Source organism: Kaistia hirudinis (assembly GCF_014196455.1).
Taxonomy (GTDB): domain Bacteria; phylum Pseudomonadota; class Alphaproteobacteria; order Rhizobiales; family Kaistiaceae; genus Kaistia; species Kaistia hirudinis.
Window position 1 is genome coordinate 54,895 of the sequence record NZ_JACIDS010000007.1, and the last position, 19,204, is coordinate 74,098.

Annotated in this window: 19 protein-coding genes; 10 read left to right on the top strand and 9 right to left on the bottom strand. The window is 63.6% G+C overall.

Going from position 1 to position 19,204, the window contains the following annotated elements:
* Positions 1–11: 11 nt before the first annotated feature.
* Genes GGR25_RS23705 through GGR25_RS23715 form a run of 3 tightly spaced genes read right to left on the bottom strand, consistent with a single transcriptional unit; the run spans position 12 to position 2,686 of the window.
* Entirely contained in the window at positions 12–746 is a 735-nt protein-coding gene (locus tag GGR25_RS23705) for a hypothetical protein (RefSeq protein WP_183401415.1), read from the bottom strand.
* Between the two features lie 40 nt (positions 747–786).
* Complete coding sequence (locus tag GGR25_RS23710) at positions 787–1,050, bottom strand: hypothetical protein (RefSeq protein WP_183401379.1); 264 nt, start codon at positions 1,048–1,050, stop codon at positions 787–789.
* Between the two features lie 4 nt (positions 1,051–1,054).
* On the bottom strand, positions 1,055–2,686 hold the full coding sequence (locus GGR25_RS23715; protein WP_246410277.1) for a DUF1254 domain-containing protein: 1,632 nt from the start codon (positions 2,684–2,686) through the stop codon (positions 1,055–1,057).
* Positions 2,687–2,976: 290 nt separating this feature from the next.
* On the opposite strand from GGR25_RS23715, the gene GGR25_RS23720 reads away from it, so the two are divergent.
* Together GGR25_RS23720 and GGR25_RS23725 are read left to right on the top strand one after the other, a co-directional pair.
* Entirely contained in the window at positions 2,977–3,795 is an 819-nt protein-coding gene (locus GGR25_RS23720) for a tyrosine-protein phosphatase (protein ID WP_210300087.1), read from the top strand.
* Positions 3,796–4,065: 270 nt separating this feature from the next.
* Complete coding sequence (locus tag GGR25_RS23725) at positions 4,066–5,010, top strand: diguanylate cyclase domain-containing protein (RefSeq protein ID WP_183401380.1); 945 nt, start codon at positions 4,066–4,068, stop codon at positions 5,008–5,010.
* A 433-nt stretch (positions 5,011–5,443) separates the two neighbouring features.
* On the opposite strand, the gene GGR25_RS23730 is transcribed toward GGR25_RS23725, so the two are convergent.
* Both GGR25_RS23730 and GGR25_RS25125 read right to left on the bottom strand, forming a co-directional pair.
* The gene (locus GGR25_RS23730) at positions 5,444–6,583 is read right to left on the bottom strand and encodes an alpha/beta hydrolase (RefSeq protein WP_183401381.1); all 1,140 of its coding nucleotides are present in this window, start codon (positions 6,581–6,583) and stop codon (positions 5,444–5,446) included.
* A 337-nt stretch (positions 6,584–6,920) separates the two neighbouring features.
* Positions 6,921–7,454, bottom strand: coding sequence for a helix-turn-helix domain-containing protein (locus GGR25_RS25125; protein ID WP_425486172.1), 534 nt, complete (start codon positions 7,452–7,454; stop codon positions 6,921–6,923).
* On the opposite strand from GGR25_RS25125, the gene GGR25_RS23740 reads away from it, so the two are divergent.
* From GGR25_RS23740 to GGR25_RS23775, 8 genes are all read left to right on the top strand, one after another.
* Complete coding sequence (locus tag GGR25_RS23740) at positions 7,453–8,250, top strand: hypothetical protein (protein ID WP_183401383.1); 798 nt, start codon at positions 7,453–7,455, stop codon at positions 8,248–8,250. The two genes, GGR25_RS25125 and GGR25_RS23740, sit on opposite strands and share 2 nt — an antisense overlap.
* A 137-nt stretch (positions 8,251–8,387) precedes the next feature.
* Positions 8,388–10,709, top strand: a complete 2,322-nt coding sequence (locus tag GGR25_RS23745) for a DUF3604 domain-containing protein (protein WP_183401384.1) — start codon at positions 8,388–8,390, stop codon at positions 10,707–10,709.
* On the top strand, positions 10,706–11,845 hold the full coding sequence (locus tag GGR25_RS23750; RefSeq protein ID WP_210300088.1) for a hypothetical protein: 1,140 nt from the start codon (positions 10,706–10,708) through the stop codon (positions 11,843–11,845). Before GGR25_RS23745 ends, GGR25_RS23750 begins: the two co-directional genes overlap by 4 nt.
* A gap of 145 nt (positions 11,846–11,990) precedes the next feature.
* Complete coding sequence (locus GGR25_RS23755) at positions 11,991–12,857, top strand: peptidyl-prolyl cis-trans isomerase (RefSeq protein WP_343068160.1); 867 nt, start codon at positions 11,991–11,993, stop codon at positions 12,855–12,857.
* Positions 12,857–13,888: a HupE/UreJ family protein gene (locus GGR25_RS23760; protein WP_183401386.1), complete on the top strand. Its 1,032-nt coding sequence runs from the start codon at positions 12,857–12,859 to the stop codon at positions 13,886–13,888. The genes GGR25_RS23755 and GGR25_RS23760 overlap by 1 nt, the downstream gene beginning before the upstream one ends.
* Before the next feature lie 50 nt (positions 13,889–13,938).
* Complete coding sequence (locus tag GGR25_RS23765; protein WP_210300096.1) at positions 13,939–14,487, top strand: HupE/UreJ family protein; 549 nt, start codon at positions 13,939–13,941, stop codon at positions 14,485–14,487.
* A complete protein-coding gene (locus GGR25_RS23770) occupies positions 14,484–15,089 on the top strand; it encodes a HupE/UreJ family protein (RefSeq protein WP_183401387.1) in 606 nt (201 codons plus the stop codon). Before GGR25_RS23765 ends, GGR25_RS23770 begins: the two co-directional genes overlap by 4 nt.
* Before the next feature lie 121 nt (positions 15,090–15,210).
* Positions 15,211–15,699 (top strand): hypothetical protein, encoded by a 489-nt coding sequence (locus GGR25_RS23775; RefSeq protein ID WP_183401388.1) that lies wholly within the window; start codon positions 15,211–15,213, stop codon positions 15,697–15,699.
* 208 nt (positions 15,700–15,907) lie between these two features.
* Here GGR25_RS23775 and trbI read toward each other — a convergent pair whose 3' ends face one another.
* Genes trbI through GGR25_RS23795 form a run of 4 tightly spaced genes read right to left on the bottom strand, consistent with a single transcriptional unit; the run spans position 15,908 to position 19,200 of the window.
* Positions 15,908–17,215, bottom strand: a complete 1,308-nt coding sequence (gene trbI, locus GGR25_RS23780; protein ID WP_183401389.1) for an IncP-type conjugal transfer protein TrbI — start codon at positions 17,213–17,215, stop codon at positions 15,908–15,910.
* Between the two features lie 10 nt (positions 17,216–17,225).
* Positions 17,226–17,678, bottom strand: coding sequence for a conjugal transfer protein TrbH (gene trbH, locus GGR25_RS23785; protein WP_183401390.1), 453 nt, complete (start codon positions 17,676–17,678; stop codon positions 17,226–17,228).
* A gap of 5 nt (positions 17,679–17,683) precedes the next feature.
* The gene (trbG, locus tag GGR25_RS23790) at positions 17,684–18,520 is read right to left on the bottom strand and encodes a P-type conjugative transfer protein TrbG (RefSeq protein ID WP_183401391.1); all 837 of its coding nucleotides are present in this window, start codon (positions 18,518–18,520) and stop codon (positions 17,684–17,686) included.
* A gap of 17 nt (positions 18,521–18,537) precedes the next feature.
* Complete coding sequence (locus tag GGR25_RS23795) at positions 18,538–19,200, bottom strand: conjugal transfer protein TrbF (RefSeq protein WP_183401392.1); 663 nt, start codon at positions 19,198–19,200, stop codon at positions 18,538–18,540.
* Between the last annotated feature and the right edge of the window lie 4 nt (positions 19,201–19,204).

Here is a 19,204-nt window from a genome sequence, read left to right on the forward strand (position 1 = left end):
GTGCCTGCTTCTCAGTAGCAAGGTGGGTAGGGATAGTAGCCGCAGAGCGGACGCGACGCCGCAGCCGCGCCGATCGCCGCGCCGGCCGCCAGGCCGACGGCCGCGGCGCCCGCCGCGGGATAATAGGGATGGGCGTACCAGGCGCCGTGATAGACCGGCGCGTGCCAATAGGCGCCGCCGTGATAATAGGCTCCACCATAGCCGCCGAAATGGGCGACACCGCCACCATAAGGGCCGCGCACCGCCCAGGCGTCGATGAACACGGCGACCGGCCCGCCGGCGGCGAGCGTTCCCTCCAGGACCGAGACGTCGAAGGTCAGCGTCGAGCCTTCGAGCTTCGGCGACTTCAGCACCATGACCGCGTCCGACACCTCGCCCGGATTGGCACCAAGAACCGACACGGTGGCGTTGGGCGGATCGACGGCAAAGCTGTTCTTGCCTTCGTCCCACTGCATGAGGAACTGGGAGATCATCTCGTGGCCGGCGGCACGCACCGGGCGGTCGGCAAAGACGATCGCATTGGGAGCGATGCCCGACAAAACCAGCTTGCCGCCGTCCAGCTTTGCCGACGCGGCATTGAGGACGGCGAGCGAGGGAACCGGCCGATCGGCATAGGGAACGCCGATTGCCTTCTGCAACGGCACATGCGGCTGCGATGCCGCCTGCTGTGCCTGCGCGCCGCCGGCGAGAAAGAGAGCGATACCCGCCGCTCCTGCGAGCGACGCCCCCTTCCGGAGCCCCCGCATGGCGGAAAATAGCCCCGCCGTCTTATCGACGTGCATGTTTTCAGTAGCCTTTGCGCTTTTCACGCGAGCACCTCATGTTTGACCATTGCTTCACACATCGCATCGACATGACCGGATCGAGCCCCACGCGAATTGTCGTCGCCGGTGACGGGATCGTGCGGCTGGCCATCTTCGCCGCATGCGGCAGCGACAGGACGCGGGCCTCGGCGAACGCCACTTCCTCCACCGGTCTGAGCCCCTTTCCCTCGGCTTTCCGGCGGCGCTCCTCGCTCTTGTCGAACCGCCGCTCGGCCCGCCGGGGCACGGTTTTACTTCGTCCCGCCGACGTTACCGGAAACCAGTTCCACCTCGCTCGGGCGCCAGCTTTTGTCGAAGAACGACGGCAGCGGGCTGTAGAGGCGCAGGATGGTGAACCAGCCCTTCTCGGGGGCAGTCTGGATCCAGTTGCCGCGCGCCACGCCTTCCGGCTGGGTCGGGCCGAAATAGATGGTGGTGGTCCCGTCCGCGACCGCCTCCGCCGCCGGGGACGGATAGCTCTGGCTGCCGGCGCGCGGATATTTCTGCGGCGTCTGCAGCATCGAGCGGGTCTGGTTGTCGTAGAGCGTGAAGGACCAGAACGCCGCCGCCGGAATGTCCTTCGGCAGCGTCACCTTATAAGTCTTCGCGCCGTCGAACGGCTTGCCGTCGGCATCGAGGAAACCCATCAAATATTGCGAGCCGACGCCGGGGATCCGCATGATCATGCCGGGCGAGTCGAGCGTGTAGGCGTAATAGAAGGCCGTGCGTGAATCGAGCGTGCGGGCGCCGGTCGGCGGCAGCGGCTTGAAGACGCCCTTCTCGAACAGCGGCGGCGGCGTCTCGAAGAAGGCGCCGCCCTCCCACAGCATGCTGCCCCAATGCGAGCCCTCGTAGTAGGCCCAGTCGGGGTGCTGCATCGCATAACGCCAATTGAGCGCGCGGCCGCTCGCCTGCCCGACCGCGGCGGCTTCCGAGAGGATCTTCTTCATCCGCGCGTCCGGCTTGAACGGCTTGCCGTGCACGATGCCGATGGCAGCGAGTTGGCCGGCCAGTTCCACGTCATAGCTGGTAGCCGGCTCGTTCTGGACGTTCTCGTTGATCAGCTCGAAGAAGCCGTAGTCGCTGGGCGGGATGGTATTGAACGCGCGGCCGGTGGCCTCGATGAATGTCGTCTCGGGGATCTTCGGCTCGCCGGCGATGCGCACCGATCCGTCCAGCGCCTGGGCGATGCTGGAGCCGAAGCTGCCCGGCTGGTACGGATAGACCTTCATGGTCCGCTTGATATTCTCGACCGCCGGCTTCGGGTCGTTGCCGACCAGATTGGCGCGCGCCGCATAGAGCGCGAAGTTCGTCTTCGAACGGGCGACGAAATAGCCGCCCTCGGGCAGCGGGCCATCGTAGTCTGGCCCGACGATAAGGTACTTGCCACCGAGCCCGCGATCCGGGCCGGGCGCGCCGATGTCGATGATCCAGGAGAACCACATGTCGTTGATCGTGCCGATGCCGCCCGGCGGCTGCTCGATCACGACGGGGCCTTTGCTCAGGTCGAGCCCGGTCATGTAGTAGACCGTGTCGGCATTGGCGGTCAGGAACAGCGAAGCCGAGTCCATCAGCCCGGAGAAGATAACAACGTCGCCGGGCCTGGCGCCGATCTCCTGGAAACCCTTCACGAGGGCGAGCGCGGACGCTCCCCGGAAGCTGTTGTTGTAGACGTTGAGCGCACGGGTGAAGTCCAGCGTGTCGTAGACCTTCCGCGCCGTTTCCGCCGTCGGCACCCCGTCCCGAAACTCGAGCTTGCCCGCACGGGTGTCGACCGCCGCCGGCGCCGACAGGGATTTGACGGTCTCGGGGGAGACGTCGGAGAGCGCCGGTCCCGCAGCGAGGAGAAAGGCGCAGCCGCCGAGCAGGATTGCACGCATCATTTGGTATCCCTGTCCAAGGGCTCCAATCAAATGGAGCACGCCCATTCCGTGCGGTTCGTCCTATCCATCCGCCGGCACGTCGTCGCATCGGATGGAGCACAGTTCGCCTCGCGCCGCCTATCATTTTGCGCCAGTTCGCTCGGCATGAACGGGAGTTCTCGCGGCGAAGGCCATGATGGTCACCACACGATCCCGTCGTTCTGGCGCAAACTGAATAGTGGGCCACCTCACCTTTGGTCATGCTCGAACCGGGTAAGAATCTCGTCCGCTTGAGGGGGCTGCGACGGAGAATGAACACGGAACTCATGGAGAATTCCCACGAGATGGTCGCCATCGGTGGATCGGTCAATCTGCGCGACATTGGTGGTTGGAGCACGGGCAGCGGGCGGCGGGTCCGCTGCGGACATCTGTTTCGGTCGAGAGCCCTCGACCGCTTGGACGCGGACGGACTTAAGGCCGTCAGCAGTCTCGGCCTTCGGACCGTGATCGATTTGCGCACGGCGGCCGAGCGCCGGGCATCTCCCGACGCGTGTCCAGCGGGCGTCACCTGGGTTGCCTGCGATGTTCTGGGTGATATGCCGGCAGGCGTGCCGGCGCGGCTTGCGCAGGTGCTGGCCGAACCTCGGAACGCAGCTGACCTCGTGGGTGGCGGCAAGATCCAGGCGATGTTCGAGCACGGCTATCGGCAGATCGTAGCGCTGCCGGGCGCGATCCGGGCTTACCGCGACTTCATCGTGCTGCTTTCCTCGGGCGGCCGGCGGCCGCTCCTTTTCCACTGCACGACCGGCAAGGACCGCACCAGCTGGGCAACGGCCATCGTTCTCACTGTCCTCGGCGTCTCCCGCGACGACATCATGCGTGACTACCTGCTCACCAATGTCGAGCTCCGACCGGCGTTGCAGCCCGTTCTTGACGCATTCGCGATGGCAGGCGGCGATCCCGAATTGCTGGAGCCGGTACTCAGTGTCCGGAGCGCCTATCTCGACGCAGCATTCGACCAGGCCGGCAGGTGCTATGGTTCTATGGACGGCTATCTGACGAGCGGACTGGGGGTCAGTGATCGGCTGCGACAACGCCTTCGCGACGAACTGACCGCGGAAGCGACGTGACTGAGATCGTGCCGCGGCGTCCGCGCGCTGTACCCGCCCGGTCCTATGACCGCCGCTCGCCCACGGATGCCAGCCACTCTCTGCGATCCACGCCGGACCGTCGAGGAAGAGTGATAGATATCGTGGATGGCCCGAGCCGATATGCTATTCTTCTTCCCAGTGGGAGACCGCATCTCGTTCAATCGGGGCTCGCGGCGCGGGTTGTTCGGTACGTGGCCGAAACAAGCCATCACCCCTATCGTCATACCAGAAAGTCCGACAGGGGTCCCCGTGGATGAATTCCTGAGGCGAGCTGCCGCCACCCGCGCCCTGACCTACGAGCAGCTGCACATTCTGCTCGATGCACTTCCGGTTGCGGTATCCTGGGCGACCCTTGCGGATCGCAGGATCAGGTTTCAGAACCGCTCCTTCAAGACTATCTTCGGCTATGCAGATGGCGACTTCGAGACGATCGACGAATTCGTCGCCAAGACGTACCTGCGCGATGCGGATCGCGCCCTCGCAATCGCAAAATGGCAGAGCGTGTGGGCTGCGGAGAGGAATGGAATTTCCGAGATCGATGCGTTCGAGCTCGAGATCCGCTGTGCCGATGGCAGCGTTCGCCCGGTCCAGCATCGCGGGATCATTCTTCCCGAACTTGGCATCGCCATCGCCGTGTATGACGACATCAGCGAGAGGAAGAAGGTTGAAAATGCGCTCCGGCAGATCGCCTTCACCGATCCACTGACGGGCCTTTCCAATCGCCGTGTCCTGCAGGACCGTTGGAACGAGAAGCAGGCCGATCCAGCTGAGGCCGCCAATGCCTGTGCCCTCCTGTTGATCGACCTCGATGGCTTCAAGGCCATCAACGACCGGTTGGGGCATGAGGTCGGCGACGCGGCTCTCGTCGCCGTCGCGGAGCGCCTTTCCGGCTGCGTCAGCACACACGACCTCGTCTGTCGCCTGGGCGGCGACGAGTTCGTCATTTTCGTTTCCGATCTCAGATTACCCGCGCAGGTGGAACAGATGTGTTGGCGCATTCTGTCCACTCTCGCATTGCCCTGGAGTGTCCGGGGACATTCCGTGGAACTGCGCGCCACCATCGGCGCAAGTCTTGGCCCTCACGACGGGAACGATCTGCGCGCGCTCCTCAGGCGTGCTGACGAAGCTCTATATAGGTGCAAGCTCGCTCATCGCGGCACATGGCAGTGGTTCAACAGGCCTGAGGCCGCGTGACAGTCGAGCGCGGCTTTGAGCCGGTGCGCGGTCACATGGGACGTCGGCGCGATGTCGACGACGGTCGCTGGAACACATGAGAACGCAGTACGGAACGAAGCGGCGCCTCTGTCCGTCCGCGCAGGCATTCCACCGCCGGATTCTGCCCGCCCCTACCAAGAGCGGATCAGCCCGGTCACCGCGATCACGTCGATCCGCCCCTCGCAGGCAAGCGCACGTTGGTGCGAGGCATAATCTCAAAGCGGCTTGACCGTGGTCCTCACCGCGGGGGCGCAGACCGCTATCGTGTACTTCGCTTGGTCGGCACCGGATCGCTTCGGTCCTTGGGGGCCTCGATCGCTTGTAACCGTCGGTCGAGTGGATGGTATTCCTGCGCTGTAGCTGCTGCGCGGAAGCTATGGAACGAAGAAACGAACATTCGCCATCAGTTGCACTATCTGGGAGTATCCGCATTCAGACCGGTCAATTGGCTAACGACACCAACCGTCGCAAGGTTGAGGCTGTCGATCGGAGAAATACGCTGATCCGTCAAAGCCTTGCTGCTTGCAAGCTGCTGTCCAATCTGCTGGATAATGCGAGGGCTGTGGGCATATACACCGTGATCGATCCAGCCATTGGTGCGGATATCGGTCATATTCACGATGCTGATCCGGTTCTGCTCCATGAATGCTTTGTACGGTTCCGCATTCGGATTGAAGTCACCGAGCCTTGCCTTGCTGCCCCAGAGGATCTTAGCTACCGCGAGCGCCTTGTCATCGCTATCGATGAACACGGTGAAGGCGGGCCGACTGGCGCCCATGGCGTTGACTTGCGTGCGAAACACGTCGATGTCGACATCGGCGTCCGCCAGCATGACGTTCCTGATCTTCGGCGAAATGGAGCGGTTCCGGATGGCCATCTGCCTGAGTGCCTCCAGCGTGACCCAATTGCCCATGGAATGCGCCAGGATGGAAATTCCACCCACCGATTTGTCGGCGATGAGGTAGTCGAGTGTGCGCTCGAGGGCGTCGCGCGAATAGGTCGAACTGTCCCGATCGTAACCGTAGGCGAGCAGTTTCCCGGCCGAGGGCCAGGTGAAGAGCACCGGGACGTCGTCGGTACCGGAATCATGAACGATCTGGGCGAACCGGAATACCGCATCCTCAAAGGTATTGTTGAAGCCGTGAACGAAAACGAGAACGTTTCGCGTCGGCCCTTTTTCGAGCCGATTCTGGAATTTGGCGAGAATGCTGTGCCGGCTCAGCGTGTTGTCGTTTACGATGGCGAACGAGCGCTCCGGGTCAGCCGGCACCTGCCGGGGCCATTCAACCTGCCCCGTCTTGTGATCCGGCGGAATGGATATGGCGATCTGCGCGAATCCGGGCTCGCCGCGATTCCCGCCGAACATCTCGCCTGGAACCGCGGACGGCATCCGCGTCGTCGCGACCAGCATGTCGACCTGCGAGGTGCCACGCACTGGCGCTCGCTCTCCCGCAGTGAAGACGTGTTCCTGCGGCGGCGCGCATCCTCCGCCCGTCAAGGCGCAGCCGATCGCCGCCGCAATCCCGAGCCGCCTGATCGCGAATCCCATCATCCAATCCCGATTGCTTGCAGGCGCGCCCGAAATGCCATTGTGGCCAACCATCCGAACGTGGGGCGCACGCTGAGGCGGAGGGTGAAGACGCAACCGGCTGCCCGGGACGCGGCGAAGGGCTCGTCGATTGGCGTGGGCGCCCTTCATGCATCCACGGCGGTTGATCTCATCAACAATCGAGACGAGACCTACGACCGTCATCGCGTTTGCCCCTCTGCTCGACGCGGCGCCATGAAGCATCAATTGGAAATCGGAACCACTCCTTTTGCGCCAACTCCGAGGACGCCCGACATCCTCCCGGACACCGGCATCGCATCGGGCGTATGACCGCAAGCCGTCAGTCGTAGCGCATGCTGTTTGCACGACAGTTGTGCGGCGCGGCGACGGTCGCCTTTCTAAAGACGCGGGCGAAGTTAGCGGGTGAGGAATATCCTAACTCAACTGAAACGTCGGTGATGGATTCGCCCGTATCACGACGCAGCCCGGTCACGCGCCATATTTTCACTGCGCTCGCAAGGTGCCGCAACTCGGTGCCTGCGCGCTCAAGTTCTCTCGGTAATGAGCGAATACCGCCATCCATAGCCCTGCAGGACGCAACTGGAGGCCACAGGAACTGTGACCATGTGGCTACTCCCCCCGATCGCGAGCATCGGTGGCGCAAAATGAGTGGCCCTGAATGTGGCTGCCGCCTAGCCTCGCTCCGATCATCGGTAGGTTGCTTCAGCGTCGATGTAAAGGGTTTGACGGGGTGGTTGTCGGCAACGACAAAATGGAGTCTACGCCTATTCATAGCGAATAAAAAGTTCATCCATGTAACGAAGCGGCGAAATATCCGCAAATGTCGCCACTCAAATACAATCGATAAATACATGACGATGCGCGGAATTATCGTAGCTCTCACAGTGGCCGGGTTTGCGACGCCGAGTCTGGGCGCGGACTTGCCGTCCGCACCGATCAGCGGCTCAGCCGTCACATCCGTGCCCCTTGCGGGCTGGACGTTCCAGGCTACCCTCTACGGTTGGGCAACCGGGCTGAACGGCGACATCGGCGTAAAGAACCTGCCGCCAGCCAACGTCAATGTCAGCGCATGGGACGCCCTCACGCATCTGGATGGCGCCTTGATGGGCTCGTTTCTCGCCAGGAACGGCGACTGGACCATCCTCACGGACGTGGTCTGGGCACAGCTTTCCGACAAAGCGGCGGTCGGTCGCAATGCCACGCAGGTTGACTTCAGCGAGACGCAGGTCATCGCGTCCGCACTCGTGGGCTATCGCTTGCCGATCGGCCTCCCTGAGAATGTCGAGCTGAGCGGCACGGTCGGCCTTCGCTATCAGCATTTGAGTGCCGATATCGGAATTAGTCCTTCGCTGGTGCCAATCACCCTAAGCGGGGAAGGCACGCAGGATTGGGTCGATCCCACCATCGGTCTCAGCCTGCAGTACAAGATCAACGACCGCTGGTTTCTCAATGCATTGGCCGATGTTGGCGGCTTTGGCGTGGGGTCGAAGTTCACCGCGCAGGGCTTCGCTTCGGTCGGCTATATGTGGACTCCGTCAATCTCTACCGCGCTCGGCTATCGCGCCATCTATACCGACTATGAAAACGATGGCTTCGTGTACAACACGACACAGCACGGGGTTTTCACCAGTATTGCTTACCATTTTTGAGTCTGGGGGCGACCTCCCGGGCATCCTGACTGTCGCACGGTCACTCTGGGAGCAAGACTCGACGTCAAGATGAGCGGGACGCTCTCATCTATCGAAGTTGAAATGCGGATTGATTGGATAGGATCGGAGGCTGGGCCATGTCGAAATCACTGTTAGCGAAGGCATCACCGTTCGCGAGATTTTCCGGGATTAGGCCTGCCGCATGCGCGGCGATCCCGCTGCTGGGCCTTCTCGGCGCGCCCGCAACGGCGCAAAGCACGCCGGAGCGCAATGCCTATTTCGGCGAGACCCACGTCCACACCAGCTGGTCGTTCGACGCCTATATCTTCGGCAATCACATCACCGGGCCGGCGGACGCCTACAAATACGCCAAGGGCGAGCCGATCAAGCACCCGCTCGGTTATGACGTGAAGATCACCACGCCGCTCGACTGGATGGGGGTGACCGACCATTCCGAATATGCTGGCGTCGTGCGGCTGTCGAACGATCCCAGTTCTCCGATCAGCAAGCTGCCGATCGCCGAGCAGCTGAAAGTGCGCGACGCCGCCGACATCCAGCGCATCTATCTCTGGCTCGGCACCAGCATGATCAAGGCGCAGCCGATCGAGGCGCTGGTGAAGCCGGAAATCTCGGACACGGTCTGGAAAGCCAACAACACCGCCGCCGACGCCGCCAACGAGCCCGGCAAGTTCACGGCGTTCTGTTCCTATGAATGGACGTCGAACCCCGACTTCCGCAACATGCACCGCAACATCTTCTTCAGGGACTGCGGCAAGGTTCCGAGCCGCCCGTTCAGCTCGCTCGAATCCCAGGCGCCCGAGGACCTGTGGAACTGGATGGACGGCCAGCGCAAGGCCGGCAACGAGCTGCTCGCGATCTCGCACAATGCCAACCTGTCGGGCGGGCTGATGTACCCGACCGAGCTCGACTTCAAGGGCCGCCCGATCGATCAGGCCTGGGCCGAGTCGCGCGACCGCAACGAGCGGTTGACCGAGATCAAGCAGATCAAGGGCGCGTCCGAGACGCACCCGCTGCTCTCGCCCAACGATGAGTTCGCCAATTACGAGATCCTCAACTACCTGCTGGGCGATCCGCAGGGCCAGTTCATCACGCTCGGCGGCAGCTATGTGCGCCAGGCGCTCAAGGACGGCGTCGCGATGCAGCAGGCACGCGGCTACAATCCCTACAAGACCGGCGTCGTCGGCGGATCGGACTCCCACAACACCGCCGTGCCGTACCGGCAGGAGAACTTCTTCGGCGGTCATGCCCGGCTCGACGGGACCATCAAGGAGCGCATGGCAGGGCACAATTTCGCGGGTCTCGATGTCCGCTTCGAAAACCCGGCCGGCCTGACCGGCGTGTGGGCGGAAGAGAATACGCGCGCATCGCTGTTCGACGCGATGAAGCGCAAGGAGACCTTCGCCACCAGCGGCCCGCGCATGACGCTGCGCTTCTTCGGCGGCTGGGACTATGCGCCGGGCGCGACCGAGCGCAACGACTGGGTCAAGGTCGCCTATGCGGGCGGCGTGCCCATGGGCGGCGACCTCCAGCCGCGTCCGGGCGAGAAGGCCCCGCGCTTCATGGTATGGGCGGTCAAGGACCCGACCTCGAGCAACCTCGATCGCATCCAGATCGTCAAGGGATGGTCGAAGAACGGACAGTCCTTCGAGAAGATCTATGACGCGGTGTGGGCCGGTGACAGAAAGCCCGATCCGGTGACTGGCCGGGTGCCGGCGATCGGGTCCACTGTCGATATCGCGGATGCGAGCTACACCAACACGATCGGCGCGGTGGAGCTGAAGGGAAGCTGGACCGACCCGGACTTCGATCCGGCGGACGATGCCTTCTACTATGCCCGTGTCCTCGCGATTCCGACGCCGCGTTGGACGACGATACAGGCCAAGGAGCTCGGCATCTCGCCCCCGGAAATGGTGGCGGCGAGCATTCAGGAGCGTGCCTGGTCGTCCCCGATCTGGTATGCGCCGACCGCCGAGCAGCGCGTCGCTGCCGAAAAGGGTACGACGGAAGCCGATCTGAAGGGCCGGGGAGCGGTCGCTCTCGACGAGGCGGGGCTCAAGGATCTGCTCGTCGGCAAATATACCTGGCTGCGCAACAACGTCACGGGGAGCGTCTTCAAGGTCCAGTGGTCGGACAACGGCCAGATGCTGACCATGAACGTCGACCCCCGCTTCCCCCAGCCTTCGGAAGTGGGCGACGTGACGAGCGGCTCCTATCTCGGCACGCCGAGCGAATACAGCATCCAGGGCGGCAAGGTCGCGACCTGGTTCGGCAATCGCGAATACGACTTTACCGTCTACAAGCTCGCCGGAGACCCCGCGTCCAAGGGCGACACCTACCTTGCCGCTCGAAGCAACGAGTTCGGGTACGCGAATTACGAGATCGTCCCGACACCGGTATTCCTCGGAACCGAGGTCAAGGACCCGACGGTGCCGCAATGAGACCGGCACCGAAACTTGCTGCGGCGCTGCTCGGCGCCGCGCTCATTCTGGGTGGCGGCCTTGGCCGCGCCCAGGCCTGCGCGATCTGCCTGTCGGCGGTTTCCGTCTCGACGGGGCAGAAGCTCGACGCGGCCGATCAGGTGGCCCTCGCCGCCCCGGTCGCTGGCGGCCAGCAGTTCCGGATCGTGGAAGCCGTCAAGGGCGACGCCGCTCTCGACACGATTGTCGAGGCGAGTTCCGATCACGCGGAGAACTTCCCTGCGGAGGCGGGGAAACTCTCTTTGCTCGCGCGCAACGCCATGTCGGGTCGCTGGACGAATTTCGGCGCGCTCAGTGCCGGGAACGCCGACTGGCTGCGCGACCTCCTGAAGACCAATGACGGTGAGGCCAAGGCCCCGCCGCGCGCATGGCCGATCGCGAACCCGGTGCAGGCCGCCACTGACAGCACCAACTGGCCGAGGCGGATCGTGCTCATAGCGCCGCGTCTGGAAGACGGCGATCCGCTCGCCGCCGAGATCGCCTTCGGCGAGCTGTCGCGCGCTCCCTATGAGGTTTCGCGCACGCTCAAGCCCACGCTCGATCCGGACAAGGTTCGCCGTTGGGTTCAGGATCCCGCGCTTTCAAAGCGTCACGACGCCTATATCCTGCTTCTCGGCATTGCGGGCAGGGCGGACGACGCGACGGTGCTGGAGGAGCGCCTCGCCGGCGCCAGGACCGCACACGACGCGACAAATGTCGCCGCGCTGCTGGCGGCCTATATCGAATTGGGCGGGCCGTCCCAGGTCGGTTGGATCGAGGAGAATTATCTGCTGGACCACGGCCGCTCCTTGCCCGAGATCGACGCGGCACTGCTAGCCCTCAATGTGCACGGCGCCGTGGGCGGCGTCGTCTCCCGCCAGAGGGTCGTTGACGCCTATCGGGACTTCATCCGCGAACGCAAGCCCATGGCCGGGTTCGTCGCGACCTATCTCAGCGACTGGAAAGCGTGGGACGCGGTGCCCGATTATGTCGAAGTGCTGCGGTCCAACGCGGTGAAGGATCCGGCCGGCCAGTTCGCGATCGTGACCTATCTGCGGGACAGCTCCGACCCCCAGGCGCAATCGGCGGCGGCGGCCTTCACCGCACAGCCGAACTGAACGAGTGGTCTGAAAGATGAGCACCCTTACCAATGACGCTCGCCCCCTCGACAGTTCCTCATCCGCAGATATCGACGGGCGCACCGGGGTTGAACGCCGCAGCCGGATCGGCCGTGCCCTGCGCGAGCCGCTCCTCCATTTCGTCGTGCTCGGCGTCGTGATTTTCGGTGGCTACCAGTTGCTCGATCGCCAGCCTGAGGCTGCCGCCGGTGCCCAGCGCATCGAGATCACCAAGGACGACCTACGCCAGCTCGCCGTGGTGTGGCTCGCGCAGGGGCGCGAAAAGCCGACGCCGGAGCAGTTGCGCTCGCTCGTGGACGAGAAGGCCGCCGAGGAAATGCTCATGCGCGAGGCGATCGCGCTCGGTCTCGACAAGAACGACGAAGTCATCAAGCGCCGGCTCGCGCAGAAAATGGACTTCCTGCTCGCCGATATCGCGGCGCTGGCGCCGCCGACCGACGAGGAACTGACGACTTGGTACGCGGCCCACAAGGCCGAGTTCACGAAGCCGCCGCGGATGCGTTTCCGGCACCTCTATTTCGCATCCGACAGACGCGGCGAAGATGCGCAATCCGCGGCCAGAACCGCGCTTCCGCTCGTCGCCGGGCGGCCGCCAGCATCGCTCACGGCCGCGAATATCGCCGACCCCTTCATGTTCCGCGACAACTATGTCGACGTGACCCCGGAGCAGATGGCGAAGGAGTTCGGCGGCTCCTTCGCCAAGGCGCTGTTCGAGCTTCAGCCCGGAGATTGGCGCGGCCCCATCGAGTCTGGCTATGGCTGGCATCTGGTCTGGATCGACTCCTACGAGGCACCCCGCGTCCCGACGCTGGAGGAAGTGCGGCCGGTCGTCGCCCAAGCCTGGCAGGGGGAGAAATACCGCGAAGTCAAGCGGCGTGCGATGGACGAGATCCGCTCGCGTTACGAGGTGATCGTTCCGCCGCTCGACAACCTCAAATTGGACGATCTGACCGTCGCGCCGTCGGATCCCGGCACATTGGGTGGCGACTGATGGCTGGATTCGCCCGTTGTCTCGTCGCGGCGCATCTGTTGGCTGTGGCCGTCGTCGCCATGCTGGGCCTGATCCTACCGGCCGCGGCGCACGAGATCAGACCCGCCTATCTGCAGATCGACCAGACCGATGCGCGTCACTTCAATATCCTCTGGAAGACGCCGCTCATGTCCGGCATGCCGCTTCCCGTTGTCCTGAAGCTTCCCGACAGCGTGACGCATGTGCTGGAGCCGCAGGAGCGGCCTTTGCCCGGCTCCATCCTGCAAAAGCGCATCATCTCCGCACCAAATGACCTCGCCGGGCTCCGGATCGAGTTCGTCGGCCTTCAGGCCACGATCACCGATGTCCTTGTTCGCGTGAATTGGCTCGACGGCCGGCAGGCAAGCGCCATCGTGCGCCCGTCACAGCCCTGGTACGTGGTTCCGGCAGAACAGAGCCGCTGGTCGGTCGCCTTTGATTATCTGAAGCTCGGCGTCCGCCATATTCTCTATGGCCTCGACCACCTACTGTTCGTCGCCTCGCTCATGCTGATCGTGCGCAACTGGCGCGTGCTGGTGAAGACGATCACGGCCTTCACAATCGCCCATTCGATCACGCTCGGCCTCGCGACCTTCGGTCTCGTCGCCCTCCCCGGGCCACCCGTCGAGGCCTTGGTCGCGCTCAGCATATTGCTCGTCGCCGCCGAGGCGGTGCGGATGGAGCGGGGCGAGAAGAGTCTGACCATCACCTGGCCCTGGGTGGTGGCCTTCGGCTTCGGCTTGCTCCACGGCTTCGGCTTCGCCGGCGCTATGACCGATCTCGGCCTGCCCAGGCAGGATCTTCCGCTCGCACTGCTCTTCTTCAACATCGGCGTCGAGATCGGGCAGCTAACGTTCATCGCCGCGATTCTCGCGGTGGCTTATTCGGCAAGGCTGATCTTCACCTTGGGAAAGCCGGTGCGCATCGCAGCCGCCTACGGCATCGGCACCATCGCGGCATTCTGGGCGGTCGAGCGTCTCGACGCCATCTTCTTTTCGGGAGGCTTGATGTGACCTTCGACAAATACGTCGCGGCGGGCGCGATGATCGGGTTCCTGACCGTCATGGCAGTCGAACCTGCACTGGCGCACACCGGCGCGGATCACGGAGCCGGTGGCTTCGCGACCGGCTTCTTGCACCCACTACTCGGCCCCGACCACGTGATCGCCATGATTGCCGTTGGGCTTTGGGGCGTGTTCCTCGGGGCACCGGCCATTTGGGTTCTGCCGATCGTCTTTCCGCTGGTGATGGCTCTCGGCGGTGTGTTCGGCATGATCGAAGTGCCGCTTCCATCGGTCGAAACAGGCATCGCCTTGTCGGCAGTGGTGCTGGGCCTCTGTGTCGCCCTCGCCGCGAAGCCGCCGCTTTGGATGGCAGCGCTCATCGTCGGCGCCTTCGCGATTTTCCACGGCTACGCGCATGGCGCCGAGATGCCCGTCGCGTCCGATGCAGTTTCCTACGCACTCGGCTTCGTCGTCGCGACCGGTCTGCTCCATCTGTGTGGCATAGGTTTCGGTAGCCTGGCCCGCTGGCCGGCCGGCAAGCTCGCCGTCCGCGCGGCCGGCGTGCTGATTGCAATCGCCGGCGGCGCATTCCTCTCAGGGATAGCGTGATTCGCCGCCGCTCCGTCCTTTTGGCGAGTGCTCTCTTGTGGTTGGCGCCACAGGGGGCACATGCACATGGTGCGATCGAGGGCGTCGGCGATTTCTATGCCGGACTGCTGCATCCCTTCGTCGTTCCCGCCGAGCTTCTTGCCCTGCTGGCTATCGGGCTGCTGATCGGCAGGTCCGGCCTTGCGGCGTGCCGGCTGGGGATTCCGATACTCGCCGGTGCCATGGCTGCAGCCCTAGCCTCCGCGCCCGCGATCACCGAGGCGCCCGACATGACGATAGCGCTCGCTGCAGCGGCCCTGGTCTCTGCCGCGATCGTGACCACAGGGCTGCGCGCGCCCCGGTGGATCACCGCGTGCCTTGCCATGGTGGCCGGGCTCGCGGTGGGTATCGACGCAGCACCGGAGGCCAATTCACGCTTCGCCGCCTTGTTGAACGGTGCGGCAACGCTTCTCGGCGGCGTCGCGCTGGTGACGATCATCGCCGCCCTCGGGCTTCGGGCGGAAAAGCACTGGCAGCGCATCGGGACGCAAGTCGCGGCCTCATGGATCGTGGCGAGCGCGGTGCTCTACCTGGCCCTTCAACTGGTGTCGTCAACTCGGTAACCCGCGTTTCGCGACGCTCCACGACGGAAGTCTATGGCAGCCGGCACGAGGCTGGCTGCCACGGAACGTGAGTGGGACTTCTTGTAGAGCCTTGTCTCGAACATACGGAACTGGCTGTGATATGAGCTCGCTCGCGTCGAACGGGTGGATCGCGGATTGGATGTGGGGGTTACCTCTGATCGTCCTCGCCTCGGTCATCCATGTCATCGGACTCGGTGCGATCGAGCTCTGCGTTGAGCGGTGCCTCATGCGCACAGGCAAGGTTCGCAACCGTCTGACCAGGTTCGCCGGCGCGGTTGGAGTGACCGTGCTGCTGGCCACAGCCTTGCACGCCGTCGCGGCATCCATCTGGGCCGGAGCTTATTTATGGCTCGGCGCACTTCCGGACGAGCGCTCGGCGATGTTGTATTCGATCGGCGCGATGACGACTTTCGGCCACGCAAGCCTTCGTCTTCCTGATCATTGGCAGATGCTCGGCGCACTTGAGGCCCTCAACGGCATGCTGCTGTTCGGCCTGACCACGGCATTCCTATATGCAACGGTTCGTGGCGTTCACACCGGAATCATGACCGTGCCTGCTGTGAGCAGGGAGAACGTCGGGGGGAGGTGAATTGCCGCTCTGTCTGCTCCCGCGGGCTGCGCCAGGTGCGCTGCTTCCTCGATATGCTGCAGGTAGGTCCGGGTCCCAAGTGACGGTAGTCCGGAACGTCATCCTCCGACCAGATGCGCCATCGTTTCGCGGACCCGTGCGACCCGGAAGAACTCAAGCATGTGTGGTCCGCGAGCATTCGTGATTTCTTGGATAAAGGCTGAACCTGCTATCCCCGGTAGGCTCCAGGGAAGATCACATCCTGATCGACCATGACGTTGAACATATAGCCGGGTCGTATTTCGAGGGTGGGTTGAACATCGAGGTTCTTGTTGATCGTCCGTTCCGCCACCCGGCCGAAGGTTTCGGCAAAATTGATGCGTGCGGCATCCTCGGGCGTCATGGAGTTGCCATAGGAGGAGTTCTGGTTTTGCGGGATGGCCATGTCGATCCCCGTGCCAATCAGGGCAATGAGGATCGCCGACCCGAAGGTCTGCAGGTATTTGTTGTCGACTTGGTCCCTGAAGCCGCCATAGCCCTCGGCGTCGGTGCCGGCCATGCCGCCAAGCTGTAGGGTCGAGCCGTTCGGGAAGATGATGTCGGTCCAGACGACAAGAACCCGCGATTGGCCGAACGACACCTTGCTGTCATAGCGGCCGAAGAGCTTTGCGCCTTGCGGAATCAGCAACCGATGGCCGGTCGCTGAATCGTAGACGTTCTGGCTGACCTGCGCCGAGATCCGTCCGGGGAGGTCCGAGTTGATGCCGGTGATCAGCGTCGCGGGAATGACAGAACCGCGCTTCAGCTCATACGGGGACTGCTGGGACACGACTTGGTTCGGCAGATAGCCAAGCTTCTTGATGTCAGCGTTGAGAAATGCCTCCTTCTGCGTCTGACCATTTGGATCTCTGTTCTGCTCGGCGAGGCCGGCCGCAAGTGCAGCGCCATAGAGGTCGGCGGCTGCCCCCGGGCGCGCTGCGCTGCGCTCCGGGGCAGCCGGTTGTCCAGTCGTTCCCGCTCTCGCCGCCAGCTTGCTGCGGTCGAGTGCAAGCGGCGCGTCGTAGGCCGCCTCACCCGCCTGGATGCGCGCCATCTGCTGGCGCTGGTACTCGCGCAGAAACTGTTCCTGCTGCTCGCGATCGAGGCGCGCGCGCCACACTTCTTCTGGCTCCAGCGCGGGTGTCCTTTGCGGCTCGGCCGGCTTGGAGTGCGGTGAGAACGGATTCGATGCGCTGGGCTCTTTAGTCTCGACGACCGGTTGCGGCTGGAAGGGCAATGCCGGAGCGGGTTCGCCGATGATCCCGTCGCCCACGCCGCGCTTGAGTTGATCCGCATAGGTCGCGGCGGGGGCGCCGGAGGTTTGGCCGAGGCCGGTGTTGCTGCGCGTGTAGAGACCTCGGGAGGTCAATCCGTAGAAGATGACGGCGAGGAAGGCGATCACCAGCACGATGACGATGGCGATCGGCAGCCGGTTGATGCGCCGGATGCCAGGGTTGTCGTCATTAGGTGTGCCACCAAGCTTGAGCGATTGGACCATGGACTATCCCCTATCCGCGCTGCATGACCGACAAGGGACTCGCCGGCAGGGCTCCGGCCACCGTCACGTTGTAAGCGCGACCGATCTCGAAGTTGCTAGTTGAGAGGCGTGCCAACACCTGGCCTTCAAAGTGTTCGACAGAATATGCGAGAGTGACGAGCTTGGTGTTGTCGTCGGTCTTTTGGTCGGTGACGACGGCATATCCCCAAGCCTTGAGCGAAGCTTCGAGCGCTTGGCCGAAGGTGGAGCTGTCTTGCTTCAGCGCGACCGTCGCCTTGCCGGGGCCAATCTGCTCCGAGAGGCGACTGACCATGTCGCCTGCGATGGCACTTGCGGCAGGACCGGAGATCTCGGCAGATGCCGTACTGGTGGCAAGGCCGCCGGAATTGATGGTCTGGCAACCTGCGAGTGCGAGCAGGATCGGCGCGGCGGCTAGCCTGGCGCGGAAACGACGGAGATGCATCTCCCCTACCCTCCCCGCCGGATCGTGACCTTGGTCTGATACCAGCCAATGCCGGAGACCAGGACAGCACGATCGATAGCATAGTCGACCACCATCATATCGTTGCGCATGCGGTAGTTGACGATCCGGTTTTGGCCGCCTGAGGTGACGAAAAGGACCGGTGCATCCTGCGCGGAGACGGAGCTCGGGAACTGGATGTAGGTCTTAGTGCCATCCGAATAGACCCGCGTCGGCCGCCAATTGGCACTTCCTGATATCGAATAGCTGAAGTTCAGCTGCTCGGCCGGGACACCGACTCCAGGGATGGTGCTCGCCTCGAGACGGGCATTCATGTCGGCGAGCGTCGCTGAAACGTCCTCGGGGTATTCGAAGCCGACGCGGGCCATGTACTGGGTCGCGTGAGACTTGAGCTGGATGTGATAGGTGCGGCGCGAGGTCGTGATCACCATGGATGTGACCAGACCCGGCTCGGAGGGCTTGACGATAAGGTGGATCGCCTGGGCGCCGGCCGCACCCGAGGTGGCGGGCTCGACCTTCCAGCGTACCGTGTCGCCGACCAGGACGTCGCGGACCACTTCGCCAGCCTGGAGCTCGATATCGCAGACCTGAAGTGGTGAGCAGACCACCGAGGGTTGGACTTCGCCAAAGAGAAAGATGACCTTGCCGTCCGGGCCGCGAGTCACCAACCCCTGGCTTCCGCGCCATTTGCCGGAGATTCCGACGCCCTTGGCTTCGTTGCGGTTCATTGCCTGGGCAAGTGCATCGGGCGAAAGGTATGGGCTGAAGGCGAGAAGTGCCACGGCGACGAGCGCGGCCCGAGACCGCCGGATCGAATCTCTCATGTGCGGGTCGGTGCCTTTCAGAGCTGCGCGGTCCAGTCGAAGTCGCGCAGATACAGACCTATGGGATTGAGGCGGATGGTGGCCTCGTCCTGGGGCGGAGTGAGCGTGACTGTGGCGATGCCACGGAAACGGCGAACTGCCGTCTCCTTGCCTTTGCGGTCGCGCTCGAACTCGGTCCAGTCGATCTGCCACGACTGAGGAGAGAGGGCGACGATATTGTTGACCTCGATGGCGATGGTCGCGGTCTTCGCCTTCTCGAACGGCGAGCTTGAGCGGAACCAGCCATTGATCTTCTCGGTCGCGGGGTCCGACGTCCGCAGCATGGCGTAGGTGCGATCGATGTATCCCTTCTGCACCACGGCATCGGGCGTCACCGATCGGAAATTCGAGATGAACGCGCCCAGAGTCGCGCGTACCACCCGCGGGTCGGCATACTCGATTTGTTGTGGCGCGCCAGCGCTGGCCGCGGTGCCGAGCTTGTCGACCTCCACAATGTATGGGACGAGCTTGACCTGTGTGCTTTGAAGCAGGGCGTAGGAGGTGCTCACCAGCGCCATCATCATGCTGGTGACACCAACCAGGCGCCAGGCCGCGGCCGCGCGAACATAAGAGCCATAGCGCTCGTTCCATTCCTGCCGGGCCGCGATGTAGGGATTGTCGGGGGCACTATGTGAGGCCATGCCG

Bases quoted from the DNA above. Each gene is read 5' to 3' on its own strand.
- GGR25_RS23705 (WP_183401415.1), bottom strand. From the start codon at position 746: ATGCGGGGGCTCCGGAAGGGGGCGTCGCTCGCAGGAGCGGCGGGTATC.
- GGR25_RS25125 (WP_425486172.1), bottom strand. From the start codon at position 7,454: ATGTATTTATCGATTGTATTTGAGTGGCGACATTTGCGGATATTTCGC.
- GGR25_RS23760 (WP_183401386.1), top strand. From the start codon at position 12,857: ATGGCTGGATTCGCCCGTTGTCTCGTCGCGGCGCATCTGTTGGCTGTG.
- GGR25_RS23715 (WP_246410277.1), bottom strand. From the start codon at position 2,686: ATGATGCGTGCAATCCTGCTCGGCGGCTGCGCCTTTCTCCTCGCTGCG.
- trbG (WP_183401391.1), bottom strand. From the start codon at position 18,520: ATGAGAGATTCGATCCGGCGGTCTCGGGCCGCGCTCGTCGCCGTGGCA.
- GGR25_RS23720 (WP_210300087.1), top strand. From the start codon at position 2,977: ATGAACACGGAACTCATGGAGAATTCCCACGAGATGGTCGCCATCGGT.
- GGR25_RS23795 (WP_183401392.1), bottom strand. From the start codon at position 19,200: ATGGCCTCACATAGTGCCCCCGACAATCCCTACATCGCGGCCCGGCAG.
- GGR25_RS23765 (WP_210300096.1), top strand. From the start codon at position 13,939: ATGGCAGTCGAACCTGCACTGGCGCACACCGGCGCGGATCACGGAGCC.
- trbH (WP_183401390.1), bottom strand. From the start codon at position 17,678: ATGCATCTCCGTCGTTTCCGCGCCAGGCTAGCCGCCGCGCCGATCCTG.
- trbI (WP_183401389.1), bottom strand. From the start codon at position 17,215: ATGGTCCAATCGCTCAAGCTTGGTGGCACACCTAATGACGACAACCCT.
- GGR25_RS23745 (WP_183401384.1), top strand. From the start codon at position 8,388: ATGTCGAAATCACTGTTAGCGAAGGCATCACCGTTCGCGAGATTTTCC.
- GGR25_RS23740 (WP_183401383.1), top strand. From the start codon at position 7,453: ATGACGATGCGCGGAATTATCGTAGCTCTCACAGTGGCCGGGTTTGCG.
- GGR25_RS23750 (WP_210300088.1), top strand. From the start codon at position 10,706: ATGAGACCGGCACCGAAACTTGCTGCGGCGCTGCTCGGCGCCGCGCTC.
- GGR25_RS23730 (WP_183401381.1), bottom strand. From the start codon at position 6,583: ATGATGGGATTCGCGATCAGGCGGCTCGGGATTGCGGCGGCGATCGGC.
- GGR25_RS23775 (WP_183401388.1), top strand. From the start codon at position 15,211: ATGAGCTCGCTCGCGTCGAACGGGTGGATCGCGGATTGGATGTGGGGG.